General features: G+C 53.0%; 20 protein-coding genes and 10 tRNA genes. 5 read left to right on the forward strand and 25 right to left on the reverse strand.

Annotation, left to right across the window (positions count from 1 at the left end; all coding sequences use genetic code 11):
* Positions 1-97: 97 nt before the first annotated feature.
* The 18 genes from KNP77_RS14200 to acpS all read right to left on the reverse strand — a co-directional run bounded on the left by KNP77_RS14200 (position 98) and on the right by acpS (position 7,332).
* Positions 98-174, reverse strand: a tRNA-Ile gene (locus tag KNP77_RS14200).
* Positions 175-184: 10 nt separating this feature from the next.
* Positions 185-261, reverse strand: a tRNA-Arg gene (locus tag KNP77_RS14205).
* Between the two features lies 1 nt (position 262).
* A tRNA-Leu gene (locus tag KNP77_RS14210) sits at positions 263-350 on the reverse strand.
* A 30-nt stretch (positions 351-380) separates the two neighbouring features.
* Positions 381-456: transfer RNA gene (locus KNP77_RS14215), tRNA-Lys, on the reverse strand.
* Positions 457-465: 9 nt separating this feature from the next.
* Positions 466-537: transfer RNA gene (locus tag KNP77_RS14220), tRNA-Gln, on the reverse strand.
* A gap of 7 nt (positions 538-544) precedes the next feature.
* Positions 545-620: transfer RNA gene (locus KNP77_RS14225), tRNA-Asp, on the reverse strand.
* A gap of 23 nt (positions 621-643) precedes the next feature.
* Positions 644-719 (reverse strand) — tRNA-Val (locus KNP77_RS14230).
* A gap of 4 nt (positions 720-723) precedes the next feature.
* Positions 724-798, reverse strand: a tRNA-Glu gene (locus tag KNP77_RS14235).
* 32 nt (positions 799-830) lie between these two features.
* A tRNA-Ser gene (locus tag KNP77_RS14240) sits at positions 831-922 on the reverse strand.
* A gap of 9 nt (positions 923-931) precedes the next feature.
* A tRNA-Asn gene (locus KNP77_RS14245) sits at positions 932-1,006 on the reverse strand.
* 220 nt (positions 1,007-1,226) lie between these two features.
* Positions 1,227-3,365 carry a Tex family protein gene (locus KNP77_RS14250; RefSeq protein WP_353048841.1) on the reverse strand — a complete coding sequence of 713 codons (2,139 nt, stop codon included), beginning with the start codon at positions 3,363-3,365 and terminating at the stop codon, positions 1,227-1,229.
* 66 nt (positions 3,366-3,431) lie between these two features.
* Positions 3,432-4,232, reverse strand: a complete 801-nt coding sequence (sigB, locus tag KNP77_RS14255) for an RNA polymerase sigma factor SigB (RefSeq protein ID WP_016510526.1) — start codon at positions 4,230-4,232, stop codon at positions 3,432-3,434.
* Positions 4,198-4,674, reverse strand: a complete 477-nt coding sequence (gene rsbW / locus KNP77_RS14260) for an anti-sigma B factor RsbW (protein ID WP_070329224.1) — start codon at positions 4,672-4,674, stop codon at positions 4,198-4,200. The genes sigB and rsbW overlap by 35 nt, the downstream gene beginning before the upstream one ends.
* Positions 4,671-4,997, reverse strand: coding sequence for an STAS domain-containing protein (locus KNP77_RS14265; RefSeq protein WP_016510528.1), 327 nt, complete (start codon positions 4,995-4,997; stop codon positions 4,671-4,673). The genes rsbW and KNP77_RS14265 overlap by 4 nt, the downstream gene beginning before the upstream one ends.
* 140 nt (positions 4,998-5,137) lie before the next feature.
* Complete coding sequence (locus KNP77_RS14270) at positions 5,138-5,488, reverse strand: type II toxin-antitoxin system PemK/MazF family toxin (protein ID WP_016510516.1); 351 nt, start codon at positions 5,486-5,488, stop codon at positions 5,138-5,140.
* Between the two features lie 5 nt (positions 5,489-5,493).
* A complete protein-coding gene (locus KNP77_RS14275) occupies positions 5,494-5,772 on the reverse strand; it encodes a hypothetical protein (RefSeq protein ID WP_214891423.1) in 279 nt (92 codons plus the stop codon).
* A gap of 128 nt (positions 5,773-5,900) precedes the next feature.
* Positions 5,901-6,977, reverse strand: a complete 1,077-nt coding sequence (alr, locus tag KNP77_RS14280; protein ID WP_214891425.1) for an alanine racemase — start codon at positions 6,975-6,977, stop codon at positions 5,901-5,903.
* Complete coding sequence (gene acpS, locus KNP77_RS14285) at positions 6,955-7,332, reverse strand: holo-ACP synthase (RefSeq protein WP_070329221.1); 378 nt, start codon at positions 7,330-7,332, stop codon at positions 6,955-6,957. Before acpS ends, alr begins: the two co-directional genes overlap by 23 nt.
* A gap of 63 nt (positions 7,333-7,395) precedes the next feature.
* Here acpS and KNP77_RS14290 point away from each other — a divergent pair, with 63 nt between their 5' ends.
* Positions 7,396-8,121 (forward strand): rhomboid family intramembrane serine protease, encoded by a 726-nt coding sequence (locus KNP77_RS14290; RefSeq protein WP_131490623.1) that lies wholly within the window; start codon positions 7,396-7,398, stop codon positions 8,119-8,121.
* A gap of 36 nt (positions 8,122-8,157) precedes the next feature.
* Here the strand turns inward: KNP77_RS14290 and KNP77_RS14295 are convergent, their stop codons facing one another.
* From KNP77_RS14295 to KNP77_RS14305, 3 genes are read right to left on the reverse strand one after another with little or no spacing between them, the layout of a single operon-like run.
* Positions 8,158-8,475, reverse strand: a complete 318-nt coding sequence (locus tag KNP77_RS14295; RefSeq protein ID WP_070329219.1) for a hypothetical protein — start codon at positions 8,473-8,475, stop codon at positions 8,158-8,160.
* 34 nt (positions 8,476-8,509) lie between these two features.
* A complete protein-coding gene (locus KNP77_RS14300) occupies positions 8,510-8,992 on the reverse strand; it encodes a hypothetical protein (RefSeq protein ID WP_236633533.1) in 483 nt (160 codons plus the stop codon).
* Positions 8,985-9,260 carry a 4a-hydroxytetrahydrobiopterin dehydratase gene (locus KNP77_RS14305; RefSeq protein WP_070329217.1) on the reverse strand — a complete coding sequence of 92 codons (276 nt, stop codon included), beginning with the start codon at positions 9,258-9,260 and terminating at the stop codon, positions 8,985-8,987. Before KNP77_RS14305 ends, KNP77_RS14300 begins: the two co-directional genes overlap by 8 nt.
* A 142-nt stretch (positions 9,261-9,402) precedes the next feature.
* Between KNP77_RS14305 and KNP77_RS14310 the strand changes: the two genes are divergently transcribed.
* Together KNP77_RS14310 and KNP77_RS14315 are read left to right on the forward strand one after the other, a co-directional pair.
* Positions 9,403-9,936: a cysteine hydrolase family protein gene (locus KNP77_RS14310; protein ID WP_214891427.1), complete on the forward strand. Its 534-nt coding sequence runs from the start codon at positions 9,403-9,405 to the stop codon at positions 9,934-9,936.
* Between the two features lie 23 nt (positions 9,937-9,959).
* Entirely contained in the window at positions 9,960-11,405 is a 1,446-nt protein-coding gene (locus KNP77_RS14315) for a nicotinate phosphoribosyltransferase (protein WP_070329215.1), read from the forward strand.
* A gap of 35 nt (positions 11,406-11,440) precedes the next feature.
* On the opposite strand, the gene KNP77_RS14320 is transcribed toward KNP77_RS14315, so the two are convergent.
* Positions 11,441-11,743 carry a hypothetical protein gene (locus KNP77_RS14320; protein WP_070329214.1) on the reverse strand — a complete coding sequence of 101 codons (303 nt, stop codon included), beginning with the start codon at positions 11,741-11,743 and terminating at the stop codon, positions 11,441-11,443.
* A gap of 113 nt (positions 11,744-11,856) precedes the next feature.
* Here KNP77_RS14320 and KNP77_RS14325 point away from each other — a divergent pair, with 113 nt between their 5' ends.
* On the forward strand, positions 11,857-12,330 hold the full coding sequence (locus tag KNP77_RS14325; protein WP_070329230.1) for a YwpF family protein: 474 nt from the start codon (positions 11,857-11,859) through the stop codon (positions 12,328-12,330).
* A 74-nt stretch (positions 12,331-12,404) separates the two neighbouring features.
* Here KNP77_RS14325 and KNP77_RS14330 read toward each other — a convergent pair whose 3' ends face one another.
* The 3 genes from KNP77_RS14330 to KNP77_RS14340 form a co-directional block, all read right to left on the reverse strand.
* Positions 12,405-12,881, reverse strand: coding sequence for a DUF456 domain-containing protein (locus KNP77_RS14330; RefSeq protein WP_214891429.1), 477 nt, complete (start codon positions 12,879-12,881; stop codon positions 12,405-12,407).
* Positions 12,882-12,891: 10 nt separating this feature from the next.
* Entirely contained in the window at positions 12,892-13,491 is a 600-nt protein-coding gene (locus tag KNP77_RS14335; protein WP_214891432.1) for a histidine phosphatase family protein, read from the reverse strand.
* 66 nt (positions 13,492-13,557) lie between these two features.
* Positions 13,558-14,493 (reverse strand): alpha/beta hydrolase, encoded by a 936-nt coding sequence (locus tag KNP77_RS14340; RefSeq protein WP_070329211.1) that lies wholly within the window; start codon positions 14,491-14,493, stop codon positions 13,558-13,560.
* A gap of 173 nt (positions 14,494-14,666) precedes the next feature.
* Here KNP77_RS14340 and KNP77_RS14345 point away from each other — a divergent pair, with 173 nt between their 5' ends.
* Positions 14,667-15,689 carry a metal ABC transporter solute-binding protein, Zn/Mn family gene (locus KNP77_RS14345; protein WP_131466006.1) on the forward strand — a complete coding sequence of 341 codons (1,023 nt, stop codon included), beginning with the start codon at positions 14,667-14,669 and terminating at the stop codon, positions 15,687-15,689.

A 15,689-nucleotide genomic window follows, 5' to 3' on the forward strand; every position in this document is an offset into this window, starting at 1 on the left:
GATATAGCTCTTGAAAATGACGAAGCTTGCGCTTCAATCAAAACTTGTAAAACTTTTTTTGCCTCATCGTTCAGTTTTCAAAGTTCGTCAGTTAAGATGGTGGGCCTAAGTGGACTCGAACCACCGACCTCACGCTTATCAGGCGTGCGCTCTAACCGGCTGAGCTATAGGCCCATAATAAAAATGGTGCACCCTGAGAGATTCGAACTCCCGGCCTTTAGATTCGTAGTCTAACGCTCTATCCAGCTGAGCTAAGGGTGCATGGTGCGGTCGAGAGGACTTGAACCTCCACGGTGTTAACCACCACTAGGCCCTCAACCTAGCGCGTCTACCGATTCCGCCACGACCGCAGCGTAATTAAATGTTACGAGGAATAAAAATGGTGAGCCATGCAGGGCTCGAACCTGCGACCCTCTGATTAAAAGTCAGATGCTCTACCAACTGAGCTAATGGCTCAAATATAAGCTGGGCTGGAAGGGATCGAACCTTCGCATGTTGGAATCAAAATCCAATGCCTTACCACTTGGCTACAGCCCAACGTAAATGGCGGTCTTGACGGGATTTGAACCCGCGATCTCCTGCGTGACAGGCAGGCATGTTAACCCCTACACCACAAGACCAGTATACGCGCTTAAATTTGAAATGGTGGAGGATGACGGGATCGAACCGCCGACCCCCTGCTTGTAAGGCAGGTGCTCTCCCAGCTGAGCTAATCCTCCGAAATGGTGACCCGTACGGGAATCGAACCCGTGTTACCGCCGTGAAAGGGCGGTGTCTTAACCGCTTGACCAACGGGCCATTTATTTGATTGATGCTTTCTAAAAAGTAAGTGGCGGAGACGGAGGGATTCGAACCCTCGCACCGGTTTCCCAGCCTACTCCCTTAGCAGGGGAGCCCCTTATAGCCGCTTGGGTACGTCTCCAAAATAAAATGGCTCCGCAAGTAGGATTTGAACCTACGACCTACCGGTTAACAGCCGGTTGCTCTACCACTGAGCTATTGCGGAACGTTGCTTGAATTTTTCAAAGTAACGATTTAAATTGTAACCGCAAACCCGAAACGTGTCAATCACTTTTTTAGAAAAGCTTTAATTTTTCATGCCGCGCTCTTGGCGACCTCTATAAGATATCACGGTCAAAAACGACCGTCAACACTTTTTAATAAAAAAGTTGAGCAAAATGAAACCACTTTGCTCAACTCCGACTTTCTTCTTACTAAATATCGATTTATTGTTTTTTAGGCTCTAGCATCGTCAGGCTGATCCGCCCCCGGTTGGCATCGACTTGCTCGATCCAGACGGTGACGATGTCCCCGACCGCGACGACGTCGAGCGGATGTTTGACGTAACGGTTCGACAACTTCGAGATGTGAACGAGTCCGTCCTGTTTGACCCCGATGTCGACGAACGCCCCGAAGTCGATGACATTGCGGACCGTCCCTTGGAACTCCATCCCGACCTGCAAGTCTTCTAAGTTCATGACGTCCGTCCGCAAGAGCGGCTTTTGAATATCCTCACGTGGATCACGGCCCGGTTTGGCGAGCGACTTCAAGATGTCTTCGACCGTCGGCAATCCCGCCTCAAGCGTTTCGCTGAGCACTCGGGCATCGACCGATTTCAACCGATCTCGCAACTCGGCCGTGCCGACCGCTACTTTCGAGACACCGAGTTCCTTCAATAGAGATAACGTCAACTTGTAACTCTCTGGGTGGATCTCGGTTTGGTCGAGCACGTCGCTCCCGTTCGTGATGCGAAGGAAGCCAGCTGCCTGCTCATACGCCTTCGCCCCAAGACGCGGCACTTTCTTGATTTCTTTACGGGTATTGAAGCGCCCGAACTCATCACGATACGCGACGATATTTTTTGCCGTCGTCTTATTGAGGCCCGATACGTACGTGAGCAACGACTCGGAAGCTCGGTTCACATCGACACCGACCATGTTGACGACGCTCTCGACGACGAACTCGAGTGAGCCTTTCAATTTGTTTTGACTGACATCATGCTGGTACTGTCCGACCCCGACCGATTGCGGGTCGACTTTTACAAGCTCGGCCATCGCATCTTGGATCCGACGGGCAATCGATACAGCCGAACGTTCTTCGACTTTCAACTCCGGGAACTCAGATCGCGCAATCTCGGAAGCCGAGTATACGCTGGCACCGGCTTCATTGACGATCGCGTACGCGATCTCACGCTCGGCCGTCTTCAGCCAGTTCGAGACAAATTGCTCGGTCTCACGCGAGGCGGTCCCGTTGCCAATGACGATGACGGAGATCGGATAGCGTTTCACAAGAGATGAGAGCACTTTTTCTGAACCGGTCACGTCATGCTCCGGCGCCGTCGGATAGAACACGCCGACTTCTTCGACTTTCCCGGTCTCGTTGACGACGGCCCACTTACAGCCTGTCCGGTAGGCCGGGTCGATACCGAGCACGACGACTTCACGGAGCGGCGGCTGCATATAGAGCTGCTTCAAATTCTTCGCGAAGACGTCGATCGCTTGTTCTTCAGCCGTCTCGGTCAACGAACTACGGATTTCACGTTCGATGGCCGGGAAGACCGATTTCTTGAACGCGTCCTTTATAGCGAGCGTCACGACATCCCGTTTCTCGGTCGGAAGACGATCTAACTTACTGATTGCTCGTTTCAAGAACAACGTCTCGTCAAAGACGAGCTTCACTTGGAGCACGTCGGTCCGCTCACCCCGGTTCAACGCGAGGATGCGGTGCGGCACGATGCCGACCACTTTCTCCTCGTAGTCGTAATACTGGGCGAACACTTCTTTCTCATCTTCTGCCGCCTTTTTCTTTTGGGACCGGAGGAGTGCCTCGTTCCGCACTTTCGTCCGCAGCGTCTGGCGGAGCGCTGCCTCTTCCCCCCACTCTTCCCCGATGATCGCTTGTACGAACGGAAGCGCCTCTTCTAGCGCCAGTTCACCCGCGAGTCCCTCCGCTTGTTGCACCGAATAAGCAGATACTTCTCGGAACCAGTCGGCGAGCGGCTGCAGCCCCTTCTCTCGTCCCTGCTCGGCTTTCGTCCGGCGCTTCGGACGATACGGCAAGTAGATGTCCTCGACTTGTTGGAGACTCGTCGCGACCTCAATGGCCCGTGTCAGTTCCGGCGTCGCCTTCTCGAGTTCTTCGAGTTTTGCGAGGACGTCTGTTTTCCGTTTTTGGAGACTCTCTTCATATTGGAGCGAGTCGAGGATCGCTTTAATTTCGACTTCGTCCAAATTCCCCGTCATCTCTTTTCGATAGCGGGCCATGAACGGGATCGTCGCTCCATCCGACGCAAGTTGTTGTACCGTCTCGATTTGACTCGTATTCAGCTTTAATTCGTTCGCAATCTTCGTAATCAATCGAATCACTTCCTTTTCTCTTCTCTATTGAAGTGTAGCAAACTCTGTAGAAGACGACAAAAAAACGATGACCGTTTAGTCATCGTTTGAGAATACTTCGTTGAGTGGGACTTTGATGGCCTCACGCAATTTCTCGAGCGCGCGTCGTTGTAGACGTGACACGTGCATCTGGGAAATACCGAGGAGTTCGCCCGTCTCTTTTTGACTCATGTTTTTATAGTAAGCACATTCCAAAATCGCTTGTTCCCGCTCGTTCAAGACGCTGAACGCCTTTTCGAGAATGAGGCGCTGGTCGACTGACTCATACCCACGCTCTTGGCTGCCGACGAGGTCGAGCAGTGTGACCGTGCTACCTTCATTGTCCGCTTCAATTGAACTGTCGACCGAGAGCGCTTGATAGCTCTTGCCCATCTCGAGCGTTTCGAGAATTTCTTCATCGGAAACGCCAAGGTAGTCGGCGATCTCATCGATGCGCGGTGACCGTTGCAGTTCTGTCGTCAGCTCTTCGACCGTCTTCTTGATTTTCGGTCCAAGCTCCTTGATCCGACGCGGCACGTGAACGCTCCACGTCTTGTCACGGATGAAACGCTTGATTTCACCGATGATCGTTGGAACGGCGAATGATTCGAAGCTGCGTCCGAACTCCGGGTCGAAACGGCGAAGTGCGGCGAGCAACCCGATCATCCCGACTTGCACAAGGTCATCATGGATGGCCCGGCCACGCGAGAATTTTCGAGCGAGCGCTTCAACAAGGTCTGAGTATCGGTTGATGAGGAGCATCTGGACTTCTTCGTTTTGATCGTCCTGTTGATAGCGCTCAATCCACTCCAATACTTCATCATCACTGTGATGGCGTTGTTGAGATTTTGCTGGCACTCTGATCCACCTCGTCCCTGTTAAGGAGTTTCGTCATCGTCACTTTGACACCGTTGTCCTTGTTGATCGAGACGTTATCCATTAACGCTTCAATGAGGAAAAGACCGAGTCCCCCTTCGTGAAGCGATTCGATTTCTGCCGTCTCCTCGACCGGAGCCGCTTGGCGTTTCACGTCGTCCGCGAACGTCTTGCCCGAGTCTTCGATCGTCATCTCGAGGCGGTCGTCGTGGACGCCGCACGTGAGCTTCACTTCACCCTCTTGGTCTTCATAAGCGTGCTGAACAGCGTTGCCACACGCTTCCGAGACCGCGATTTTAATATCCTCGATCTCGTCGTACGTATATCCCATACGGTTAGCGATTCCTGAGACGACTAAACGGACCACGCCGACATATTCCGGTTTGGCCGGGAACGTCATCACCGTCTGTTCGATGTTACTCATTTCGTGCCACCTCTTACGTTTGTATTGATCGACAATAACTTGTCTAGGCCTGTCAATTCAAAGAGACGGTTGACGCGATCGGTAACGCCGACGAGCGACAACTCTTTCTCGTTACGTTTGGCAATTTTAAGTGCGCCGACGAAGACGCCGAGACCTGTTGAGTCCATATAGTCGACTTCGTCCAAATGAACGATGACATCTTGTTCCGTAATCGCCGGGTGCAAGACCTCTTTCAATTTTGGTGCCGTATATGTGTCTACCTCTCCAGAAACGTAAAGGTGTAATTGTTCTCCAATGACTTGCTCGCGAATCGCTAAATCCATTGTATATTCCCTCCTAATGTTACGCATAGAAAAATTGAGTACGATTAATCATATTTCCCTTATTTCAGGATTTGAAACCACTTTTATCGATCTTTTTGAAAAAAAACCGATACCCATGTACCGGTTTAGTTATATGTAAGCTAGAGCGGGATTAATCCCATACTGATCTCTAGCGCTCGGTCAACTTTGTGCATCGTCTCATCATCGAGATGAGTGACTTTATCCGTCAGACGACGCTTATCAATCGTTCGAATCTGTTCAAGCAAAATCACGGAGTCTCGTTCGAGGCCGTGTTTGACTTGATATACTTCCACATGAGTCGGCAGTTTTGCTTTCTGGATCTGAGCCGTAATCGCAGCGACAATGACGGTCGGGCTAAAGCGATTGCCGATATCGTTTTGAATGACGAGAACCGGACGAACTCCACCTTGCTCTGAACCGACTACGGGCGACAGATTCGCATAAAACACGTCACCACGCTTTACGATCACTCCGCTCACACCCCGCTTACTTGACGTAAGAGAGCATGTTCGGCTTCCGTCTCAATCATCAGCATCTCTTCTGCCATATTCAAATTAAACGCGGCCATCTCTTGATAGCCTTTCGCCAATTCTTCACGCAGTGCTTGTTGTCGATCAGCAATTTCCTTAGACAAGTACGTCACTACATCGTTCAATGACAGTGATTCACGATCTTTCATCGAAATCGGACTCACATGCTGCGAGAACCGATCTGGAACGGACACTAGAGCACCCGTAGTTCGCTGTTTCAACATCTTGCACCTCCAGAATCGTTTCGGTGATTGGCGGAATTTTTCCCGCGTTCTTTATCAATATAACACGCAAGAATGGGAAAATATAGAGGATTCACGAAAGAATTCAGATAATTTCACACGTTTATGATTTACACGTAGCGCCGTGGCAATCGACTCGTCAATTGACAAACGACCTCGTAATTGATGGTCCCGAGGTGTGCCGCGAGTTCATCGATGGCGACCGCCCCGCCGATCAACGTGACGACGGTGCCGACCGAGAACTCGTGCGGAAGGCGGATCATGAAGCGGTCCATGCACACCCGTCCGACGATCGGGCAACGCTCGCCCTCGACGTCGACTTCGAAGCCGCTCGCCTTGCGGATCCAGCCGTCGGCATAACCGACCGGTACCGTCCCGATCCATTCATCGGCCGTCGTCGTGTAAGTCGCACCGTAGCTGACCGTCTGCCCGGCTTCAAGCGTCTTCACTTGCATGAGTCGGCTCTTCAATGTGAACGCCGGTTTCAAGAACGCATACACCGACGCCATCTCGCTCGATGGGTATAACCCGTACAGCGCGATGCCGACACGGACAAGGTTATAGGGAACATCTTCTCCGGCCATCCGGATCGCCCCGGCCGAGTTCGATGTATGAATGTAGCGGAAGCGCGGGATGAGTCCGTCGATCAACTGACTGAACCGCTTTTGTTGCTCGTAATAGAGCGGACTGTCCGGTTCGTCGGCCGTCGCGAAGTGTGTATAAATCCCTTCGACGTCAAAGCGGTCGTCGGCTGCGTCGAGAAGTGCGTCAAGTTCGGCCCGCGTCCGCAAGCCGAGACGTCCCATGCCTGTGTCGACTTTGACGTGGACGGTGAGCGGACGCTCGGTCATATACGCTTTCGCCTCACGTAACCAGTCGGCCGAGAACACGGAGAGCGTCACATCATGCTCGGCCGCGACTCCGGCGTATTCTGGGAATTGTGCTTCCATGACGAGGATCGGGGCGGTGATACCGGCGTCTCGAAGCTCGATTGCTTCTTCAAGCAAGGCGACTCCGAGCATCGTCGCCCCGTTTGCGAGCGCGATGTTCGCGACCTCAACGGCCCCGTGCCCGTAGGCGTTCGCTTTCACGACCGCCATGAGCGCTTGCGGGATACGTTTTTTGATTTCGATGATGTTGTGGGCGATCGCCGCCCGGTCGATTTCAATCCAACTTGGACGAAACATGGTGATCCCCCTCTTCAATGATGACTTGTGCGACGGCGTACCGTTCGCTATGGCTAATGCTGACATGAATCCGGCCCGGGTGAGGCGCCGTCATATGCGGGCGTCCCGTCTCGTCCGGCAATATTTCGATCTGCTGCCACGACAAACCGCGGGCGATGCCTGTCCCGACCGCTTTGGCGTAGGCTTCTTTCGCCGCGAACCGACCGGCGACGAACTCGATTCGGCGTTCGTCTGAATACGTGAGGGCAAGCCCGCGCTCTGCCTCCGTAAGCACCCGGTTCATAAAGCGAGGTTGTTCGATCGAGCGAGCGATCCGTTCTAGCTCGACGATATCGATTCCGATTCCCGCAATCATAGGACACTCGCTCCTTTCCTTTTTCACTCGTTTCCTTATACAATTAAGAAAAGAGGTGATGCTATGTTTAGTCGTACTGAGAATGTTCAAACGTTCGTACGGGCGTATCCGCTCGTAACGCTGTTCATTGTAATCCAACTGCTCGTGTTTGTCATCGATTCTTTGATGCCCTCACTGCGTATCGTCGCGCTCGGAGGGTCGTTCCACCTCGCGCTCGCCCAGGGCGAGTGGTACCGTCTCGTGACAGCCAACTTCATTCATTTAGGCCTCGGTCACTTGCTGTTCAACTCGTTCGCGCTCATCATTTTCGGACCTGCCATGGAACGCATGGTCGGTCATGTTAAGTTCGCCGTGTTTTATCTCGTGGCGGGTGCGCTCGCCAACTTGTTGACCTTCTTCACGGTGAGCGAACTGTTCTACCTGCAGGCCGGTGCTTCGGGTGCGATTTTAGCGATTCTCGGCTTCTACGTTTTCATCGGCCGCTTCCGCCGTACGCTCATCTACAGCCAAGACGCTCGACTCGTCTATATCTTCGTCGCCATCAGCGCCGTGTTCACGCTCATCGGGTCGAACGTGTCGCTTTGGGGACACGTGTACGGATTCTTGGCCGGATTCTTGCTCGCGATCCCGCTGTCTCGTTTCACGGTGCCTTACTCGCGTCCGCTCCGTTACGGGAAGTACAAGCCGCGGAAGTACGCTCCGCCTGTCGTCCATTCGAGCGACAGCAAATGGATTTTCTACGTCATTATCGGGCTCGCCGTTTTCGGCTTGTTCGCACAGTTCTTATGAAAAAATGGCCAAGCGCTCAGCGCTTGGCCATTTGAATTAAATCTGATTTTTATGACGTGCGTCTTGGAGCGCGTCGACCAAGTCTTTGACGTCTTCGACGAGGTTTTGAATCGTGTCTTGGTTTTCTTCGTACAACGCCTTCAAGTCCATGACGCGGTCTTTCAAGCTGCTTTTCGATGAGGCTTGGAGCCCGACCGAATGTGATTGCGTCGATGTGTCCGTCGACTTGAGTCGTGACTTCATCCCTTTGAGCTGTCTGATCTGCTGATCGCGTGTCTCTTTGTGGAGTAGCGATGCGCTGGCACCGATGATGGCACCTGCCGCCAAACCCATCCAGAAGTAGTTCTTGTTCATAAAAAAATCCTCCCCTAACGTGACGTTATGTTTATTATAGGTTATCCGGTTCACTGACGACATAGTGTTTTATGATCGGACCGGCCCCTTTTTGTTCGACGGCTTCTTTCAACCGTTCTTGAAACAGTAAGTAGTCGGTCGAATCACGGAACCGATTTCCTTCTTCAGTGAATTGAATGATGACAATCCCGTGGTTGTCGTCCGGGTCAACGCCGAGCCGATACGCGGCAAATCCGTTGTGCCCAGACCCGAGACGGGACTTTTCTTTCAGCAATCGGTGGAACAAGAGCGACCGGGCGTTCGAGTCGACCGGGATGTTCGCATAGATGATATTCCCTGTCGGCGCGAATTGTCCTGCCGCTTCTTCGATCTGGAACGTCTTCCCACTCTGGAACGGGGACTTGTCCCCTTCGGCAAGCAAGATTGTCTCGTTGCCGCTCGCGACGATGACGCCCGGTTCCTTGCGCAACCGATCGGCCACACTGCCTGAGGCGAACGTCATAAACAGTTTAGACAAGTTCCTCACAGCCTTTCGCGAGCATGATGTCCTTCTCTGTGATGCCTCCTTCGTCGTGTGTCGACACGGTGAGCGTGACGTTGCGATACTCGATCAATATGTTCGGATGATGGTTGAGCGTCTCGGCCATATCGGCGACGAGATGAACGAATTGGATCGCCTCCGGAAACGTCTCGAGGCGATACGTTTTTTGTAACTCCCCTTCGACGACTTCCCAGCCCGGTAATCGTGACAACTGTTCAGACAGTTCGGTCGATGACAAAATCATCAGCTGATTCCCCTTTCGATTGCAGTTCCTCTTACACTTACTACCCGACCAAGCGCGAAAATAATCTTTTTCGCATGCCGCAAAATGATTTAGAATAAGAAAGATAGCCAAATCATTCTTCACAAGAGAGAGGAGACTTCCCATGCGGGCATTGATCGTCATTGATTATACGTTTGATTTTATCGCAGACACGGGTCGTTTGACTTGCGGGAAACCCGGGCAAGACATAGAAGAACGAATCGTCCAGTTGATCGAGGAATTTTCAACAGAGGACTACGTCGTCGTCGCGAACGACGTCCATGACGCCGGCGACACGTATCACCCTGAAACGACGTTGTTCCCACCCCACAACATTCGGGGCACGGAAGGTCGCGAGTTGTACGGCGCCGTCAAACCCGCCGCCGAACGCGCCGATCATTGGATCGACAAGACGCGTTACAGCGCCTTCGCAGGCACAGACCTTGACCTTCGCCTACGTGAGCGCGGCATCCATGAAGTCCATCTCGTCGGTGTATGCACCGACATCTGTGTGCTCCATACGGCCGTCGATGCGTACAACCTCGGATACAAGATCGTCGTCCATGCGGATGCGGTTCAAAGCTTTAACCTGGTCGGACACGACTGGGCGCTCGAACATTTTGTCACGACCCTCGGAGCTACTGTGACCGGGAAGTGACGCCAAACAGAAAGGAAACTACAATGTTACATCGCAACTTAGCGCTTCATACCGACCTTTATCTCCCACGCTGGATGTATATTTATTGGAAACAAGGCCGTCATAACGAAAAAGTCGTCTTCGACCTTTACTACCGCTCGAACCCGTTCAGCGGCGGTTACGTCGTCTTCGCCGGCTTGCAAAATATCGTGCACTATTTAGAGAACGTCTCGTTCACGGAAGCCGATATTGCTTATTTGAAAGAACAGCTCGGGTTCGAGGACGAGTTCGGTGACGTTCTCCGCAACTTCAAGTTCACCGGTTCTCTCTATAGTGTGCGCGAAGGTGAAATCATCTTCCCGCACGAACAAGTCGTCCGGATCGAGTCGACGATCTTCGAAGCGAAGCTGTTCCAAACGGCGCTCCTCAACATCGCTAACCATGAGTCACTCATTGCCTCGAAGTACGCCCGAATCCGTCAAGCCGCGCCGAATGAGACGTTGCTTGAAGGCGGGGCCCGCCGTGCCCAAGGCGTCGACGCCGCCTACTATGGGACGCGCGCCGCTTACATCGCCGGCTTTGACGTGACGAGCCTCGTTTCGGCAGGACGTGATTTTAACGTCCCGACCGGAGGGACGATGGAGCACGCCGACATCCAGTTTCATGATGACGAACTCGAGGCGTTCCGTTCGTTTGCCGAGATGTATCCGGACAACACGAGCCTGTTGATCGACACATACGACACGCTCAAATCGGGGCTCCCGAACGCCATCACGGTCGCAAAAGAGCTCGAGGCGAAAGGATACCGCTTGAAATCGGTCCGTCTCGATTCGGGCGACCTTGCCTACTTATCAAAACGGGCTCGGAAAGCATTGAACGCGGCCGGTCTCGACTACGTTAAAATTGTCGTCTCAGGTGACCTCGACGAGTACGTCATCCAAGACTTGCGGATGCAAGGCGCTGAAGCCGACACGTTCCTCGTCGGGACGCGCGGGATCACGGCTTATGAACAGCCGGCCCTCGGGATGGTGTACAAGCTCGTCGCCCGTGAAGGGGCCGACGGCGAGTTGAAACCGGTCATCAAAGTGTCGTCCTCGAAAGTGAAGACGACGACCCCGCACAAGAAAGAACTTTACCGGATCATCGATAACGAGACGGGCAAGTTCAAAGGGGATTACATCGCGCTCGCCGACGAACCGGTCGAGACGTATACAGAGATCGACTTGATCGACGTGCGTGACCCGGCGTTCCGAATCAAGACGCGCAACTTCACCGTCAAACGTTTGCTCGAACCGATCTTCCTAGATGGGAAGCGCGTGTACGACTTGCCGAGTGCGACAGACATCCGCCAGTATCACCATGAGCAGATGAACGGACTATGGGAAGAGTACAAGCGACTCCGGTTGCCAGAAGTGTATGCGGTCACGTTCAGCAAGCCGCTGTGGGATTTGAAGCTCGAAATGATCCGTCAAACACGGATTCCAAAATAAAGAAAAGGTTACGGGGCGTCCCCGTAACCTTTTCTTTATGCGGTCGTCATTTCGTGCGCATGGAGTTTATCTTCTTTTCTCCGAAAGTAAAGTGCGATCGAAAGGGAAATCAAAATCAAGATGAAATAGATGGTCCGCTGCCAAAACGTCGCCTCCGTGTCCCCCTGGAACAAGGCGATGATATAGTCACTCCCACTCACGAAGAACAGTCCCGAGAGTAAAAGAAAGATGCGATACCCGGCTCGACTCCGTTCTTGCTTTACTTTGAAGAAAAGGACACCGTAATAACCGATTGCTAGGATCGTGATATATCCGATTATGCCAACAATCCAACTCATGGTGATGCCTCCTTATCCTCTGATATTCACGTCGCTTCCCCGTTATCGTAACACAATCTTCGAATCAGACTATGTTAAGATGAGTTAAAGTAAACGTGGAAGGGATCGATACGATGAAAACGTTCCGTCTGGTCCAAGTCCGCCTCGTCCAAGACGAGTACGGCAACGAGTTAAACCTCCCGATCGAGCTGCTCGACGGGTTGATCATCTCGAAAGAACACGATAATGAATGGCTCCTCGAAATGCTCGTCCCGACCGAATTTGCCGTCATGCTCCACCACTATTTGAATAAACGGATCCTTCTTTTAGCAGAGGCGGTCATCACCTCGGCCAATAACCGTCCCGCGGCCATCGCGATGACGTTCACGAGCGAGCGTTCGCTGTCGAACCATCACACGTTCGTCGCTGAAGGATTGATGCTCCTGCCAAAACAAGATCCGACGAAACAAGTTCTCGACTCCTTGATCTCAGAAGGGGTGGCGGACGCCAATCTCAAACCGTCGTTCTTCGAAAAACAAGTCGAGCAGCAACAGTCGTTCAGCCGCTCTGCCTTCACCCAGCTCGTCAAGACAGGATCGTTCGAATAAGCGAACGGTCTTGTTTTTCTTTCCCCGTTTTTGTAAACGGCTCAACCAAAAAAGACGAAGAATTTTCTCCGCCTTTAGATATACATGAAAAACAAGATGACCATCATCGTCATCCCGATGACTTTGAGCACGGTGCTACCAAGGAACGCGAGCACCGTCCCGACGCCGATGCTCCACGCCTCGCGCGTCGTTTTGCCGAGCGTGAGCTCCGCTAAAAACGCAAAGATGAACGGGAAGATGAGTACGCCGACGAGCGGGAAGATGAACGGTCCGGCGATTAAACCGATGGTCGCGCCCCACTTCGCCCGTTCCGAGCCGCCGCGCTTGTCGACTGTCGCCCGTGTGACGATGTAGTCGACCGCAAACAAGAAAATCAAGAACAGGATTTGCCAGAGCCAAAACGTCCATGTGAGCGGTTCAAACGAGAACCCGAATCCGTAAATCACATAACCGATGAATAAGAACAGCACGCTCGGGATGACCGGATAGATCAATCCCGCGAACGCGACAACAAATGATACGATGATGAAAATCCAGAGCAATGTCGTCATGAGCTTCTCCTCACTTCGTGACGATCTCGTTCGTAATATGATCGGCAACGTTCACGGCCTTTACGACGAACTGATCTTCACGATGTTCGATATAGTTCGAGCAGGCGTTCCGCATGGCATGGCGGAACGTGTACGTGTCATCGACCGCCGATAGGGCGGCTTTGATTGCATGCGAATGGCAGACGACGATGATCCGCTTCCCTTTATGCACCTCGACGAGATGTTCCATCCCTTCAAGCACCCGGGCCCGCATCTCGTCTTCCGACTCAAGACCCGGAACCCGTTCCTGATCGTCCGCTTGAACGGCCTCGTAAATGCCAGGCACCGGTTTGCCTGACGCATGGCCGAACTCACGCTCGATGAACCGTTCGTCTTGAATAATCTCGCCCGGACTGATCCCGCACGCCTCCGCGATGTAATGGGCCGTATCGATTGCTCGCGTGAGCGGGCTCGCGACGATCACGTCCCAGTTCTCTTGACTTAAAAAAGCCGCGCTCTCTTCGGCTTGGCGATGTCCAAGCGCGTTGAGCGGGATATCTTCCCGTCCTTGAATGATTTCTTGAAAATTCCAATCCGTCTGACCATGTCGGACTAAACAAAGTTCCGTCACACTCTTCACTCCTTCGTAATCGTTAAATCTTTTCCAATCGTAACATCTTTCTAAAAAATCGCAACGTCACGTCAAGGCATCGTCGATGAAACGATCGATGCGGGCCATGAGCTGTGTTTCTTTAATCGGATTATCAGATTGGAGAAAACTTGCAAGCGAGTGGGTACCGTTCGGGAACGAGATGAGCTGGACGTTCGCTCCGACCTCACTGGCGTGCTCGACGAAATGGAGCGCTTGCCCGAACGGGACGATCGGGTCTTTTTTCCCGTGCAAGATGAGAATCGGCGGCGCGTCGTCATACAGATGTGTGACCGGTGAACATTTCACCATCAATTCACGCCACGCCTCGCGACTGCCCTCGTAAAACTTCAAGTGCGCGAGCCATGTCTGGATGAACTTGAACAATAGGAAGTTCGTCGGCGGATACAGCGCGATGACACCTTTCATCGGCGGCACGTCGTCACCGAGTTCACCTGTAAACTGTTTACCCCGGTCGAGCGCCGTCGCGAGGACGAGCGCCGCACCCGCCGAGTCGCCCCAGCCGATCAATTGATCGATATCGAGATTGAGAAGCCCGTCATGTTGTTTCAAGTAACAGAGCGCGTCAGACACGTCGATGATGTTGTCCGGGAAGTAGACCCCGTCCTCGAACAGTCGATAGTCGATGCTGACGATGGCGAACCCTTTCCCCAAGAAATGATCGAGAAGGGGATGGAACAATGTCACCATGCCTCGGCCTCCGCGGACGAACGCGCCACCGTGCGCGTAGACGGCGACCGGGAACGGTCCATCGCCCGGTGGGTAGTATATATCGAATTGGAGCGGTTGGTCGTTGACGACCTTGTACGTGTGGGTTCGTCGTTTGCGTATAGACGGGCGAACCGTCATCTCTGGTTCTTGCCATCTAACGAGCGAACCGTACTGATTCCAAACGCTCGCCCCGGCCGCGGTCGCCGCCGCTAACGCAGCGCCCCCGACAAACCAGGCGGTCTCCTTTCTCATACAAATCCACTCCTCGCTCTTTTTTTAATCATATTCCCTTTTTCTTAAAAAACCATCCATCGGAAGTCGGACTTGACGTGTGATTGACTGCCCCCTATAATATTAGACGCAGTCACAGAACGTAACCGTTACGGTTTAATAATTGATATAGAGAATGAGAGGCGGAATAATACATGAACAAGAAATTAATGAGTGTCGCCGCGGCCGGGACACTTTTACTCGGCGGTTGCGCCAACAACGAAGAGAGTAATGCTACAAATGCTACAGACGAAGCGAGCGATCAGTTGACGGTATACGCGTCGACATTCGCCTTAAAATCGATTGCCGAAGAGATCGGGGGCGATCGCGTCCGCGTTGAGATGGTGATCCCGCCCGGCGCCGACCCGCACACGTACGAGCCGACTTCAAAACAGATGACACAGATCGCGGAAGCTGATCTATTCCTCACGATCGGCCATGACCTTGAGCCGTACGTCGAGTCGATGGAACAGAGTCTCGCGAGTGAGGACGTCACGTTCGTCAAAACAGCAGAAGACATCGCTCTGCTCTCGGCTGACGACACGGTCCACGTTCACGGTGAGGATGAGCACGGCCACGAAGCAGACGAGCATGGCCACGAGGAAGATGGGCATACGGAAGAAGACGCAGGCCACAGCGAGGACGACGGTCACAATCACGGCCAATACGACCCGCACGTCTGGCTCGATCCGATGAACGCCGTCTCGATGGCAGAAGCGGTTGAGGCGTCGTTCGCCGAGCAAGCGCCTGACTATAAAGACGAATTCGCAGATCGGTTGAGCGCATTCAAAGAAGAAGCCGACACGCTCGATGCCGAGCTGCAAGCGGCTGTCGACGCCGGTTCGAAGTCAGAGCTCCTCGTGACGCACGCGGCTTATGGCTACTTGGCGGAACGATACGGTTTCGACCAGCTTCCGATCACTGGTCTCACGCCGTCTGAAGAGCCGTCACAGCAAGCGTTGAAGCGAGTCATCGAAGAGGCAGAGCTCCATGACTTGAAGTACATCGCGTTCGAGGACACGGTGACACCGAAAGTGGCCGAAGTCGTCAAAAATGAAATCGGTGCCGAAGCCGTGACGATTTACAACCTTGAATCGGTCACGAAAGAACAGATGGACCAAAGCTATTTCGACTTGATGCGCGAGAACGTCAAAGCGCTTGAAATCGCATTGAAATAA

It is taken from the genome of Exiguobacterium sp. s142, from assembly GCF_018618455.1.
Classification (GTDB): domain Bacteria; phylum Bacillota; class Bacilli; order Exiguobacteriales; family Exiguobacteriaceae; genus Exiguobacterium; species Exiguobacterium aurantiacum_A.

Bases quoted from the DNA above. Each gene is read 5' to 3' on its own strand.
- rsbW (WP_070329224.1), bottom strand. From the start codon at position 4,674: ATGAGTAACATCGAACAGACGGTGATGACGTTCCCGGCCAAACCGGAA.
- KNP77_RS14265 (WP_016510528.1), bottom strand. From the start codon at position 4,997: ATGGATTTAGCGATTCGCGAGCAAGTCATTGGAGAACAATTACACCTT.
- KNP77_RS14275 (WP_214891423.1), bottom strand. From the start codon at position 5,772: ATGTTGAAACAGCGAACTACGGGTGCTCTAGTGTCCGTTCCAGATCGG.
- alr (WP_214891425.1), bottom strand. From the start codon at position 6,977: ATGTTTCGTCCAAGTTGGATTGAAATCGACCGGGCGGCGATCGCCCAC.
- acpS (WP_070329221.1), bottom strand. From the start codon at position 7,332: ATGATTGCGGGAATCGGAATCGATATCGTCGAGCTAGAACGGATCGCT.
- KNP77_RS14290 (WP_131490623.1), top strand. From the start codon at position 7,396: ATGTTTAGTCGTACTGAGAATGTTCAAACGTTCGTACGGGCGTATCCG.
- KNP77_RS14295 (WP_070329219.1), bottom strand. From the start codon at position 8,475: ATGAACAAGAACTACTTCTGGATGGGTTTGGCGGCAGGTGCCATCATC.
- KNP77_RS14305 (WP_070329217.1), bottom strand. From the start codon at position 9,260: ATGATTTTGTCATCGACCGAACTGTCTGAACAGTTGTCACGATTACCG.
- KNP77_RS14310 (WP_214891427.1), top strand. From the start codon at position 9,403: ATGCGGGCATTGATCGTCATTGATTATACGTTTGATTTTATCGCAGAC.
- KNP77_RS14315 (WP_070329215.1), top strand. From the start codon at position 9,960: ATGTTACATCGCAACTTAGCGCTTCATACCGACCTTTATCTCCCACGC.
- KNP77_RS14320 (WP_070329214.1), bottom strand. From the start codon at position 11,743: ATGAGTTGGATTGTTGGCATAATCGGATATATCACGATCCTAGCAATC.
- KNP77_RS14325 (WP_070329230.1), top strand. From the start codon at position 11,857: ATGAAAACGTTCCGTCTGGTCCAAGTCCGCCTCGTCCAAGACGAGTAC.
- KNP77_RS14330 (WP_214891429.1), bottom strand. From the start codon at position 12,881: ATGACGACATTGCTCTGGATTTTCATCATCGTATCATTTGTTGTCGCG.
- KNP77_RS14340 (WP_070329211.1), bottom strand. From the start codon at position 14,493: ATGAGAAAGGAGACCGCCTGGTTTGTCGGGGGCGCTGCGTTAGCGGCG.
- KNP77_RS14345 (WP_131466006.1), top strand. From the start codon at position 14,667: ATGAACAAGAAATTAATGAGTGTCGCCGCGGCCGGGACACTTTTACTC.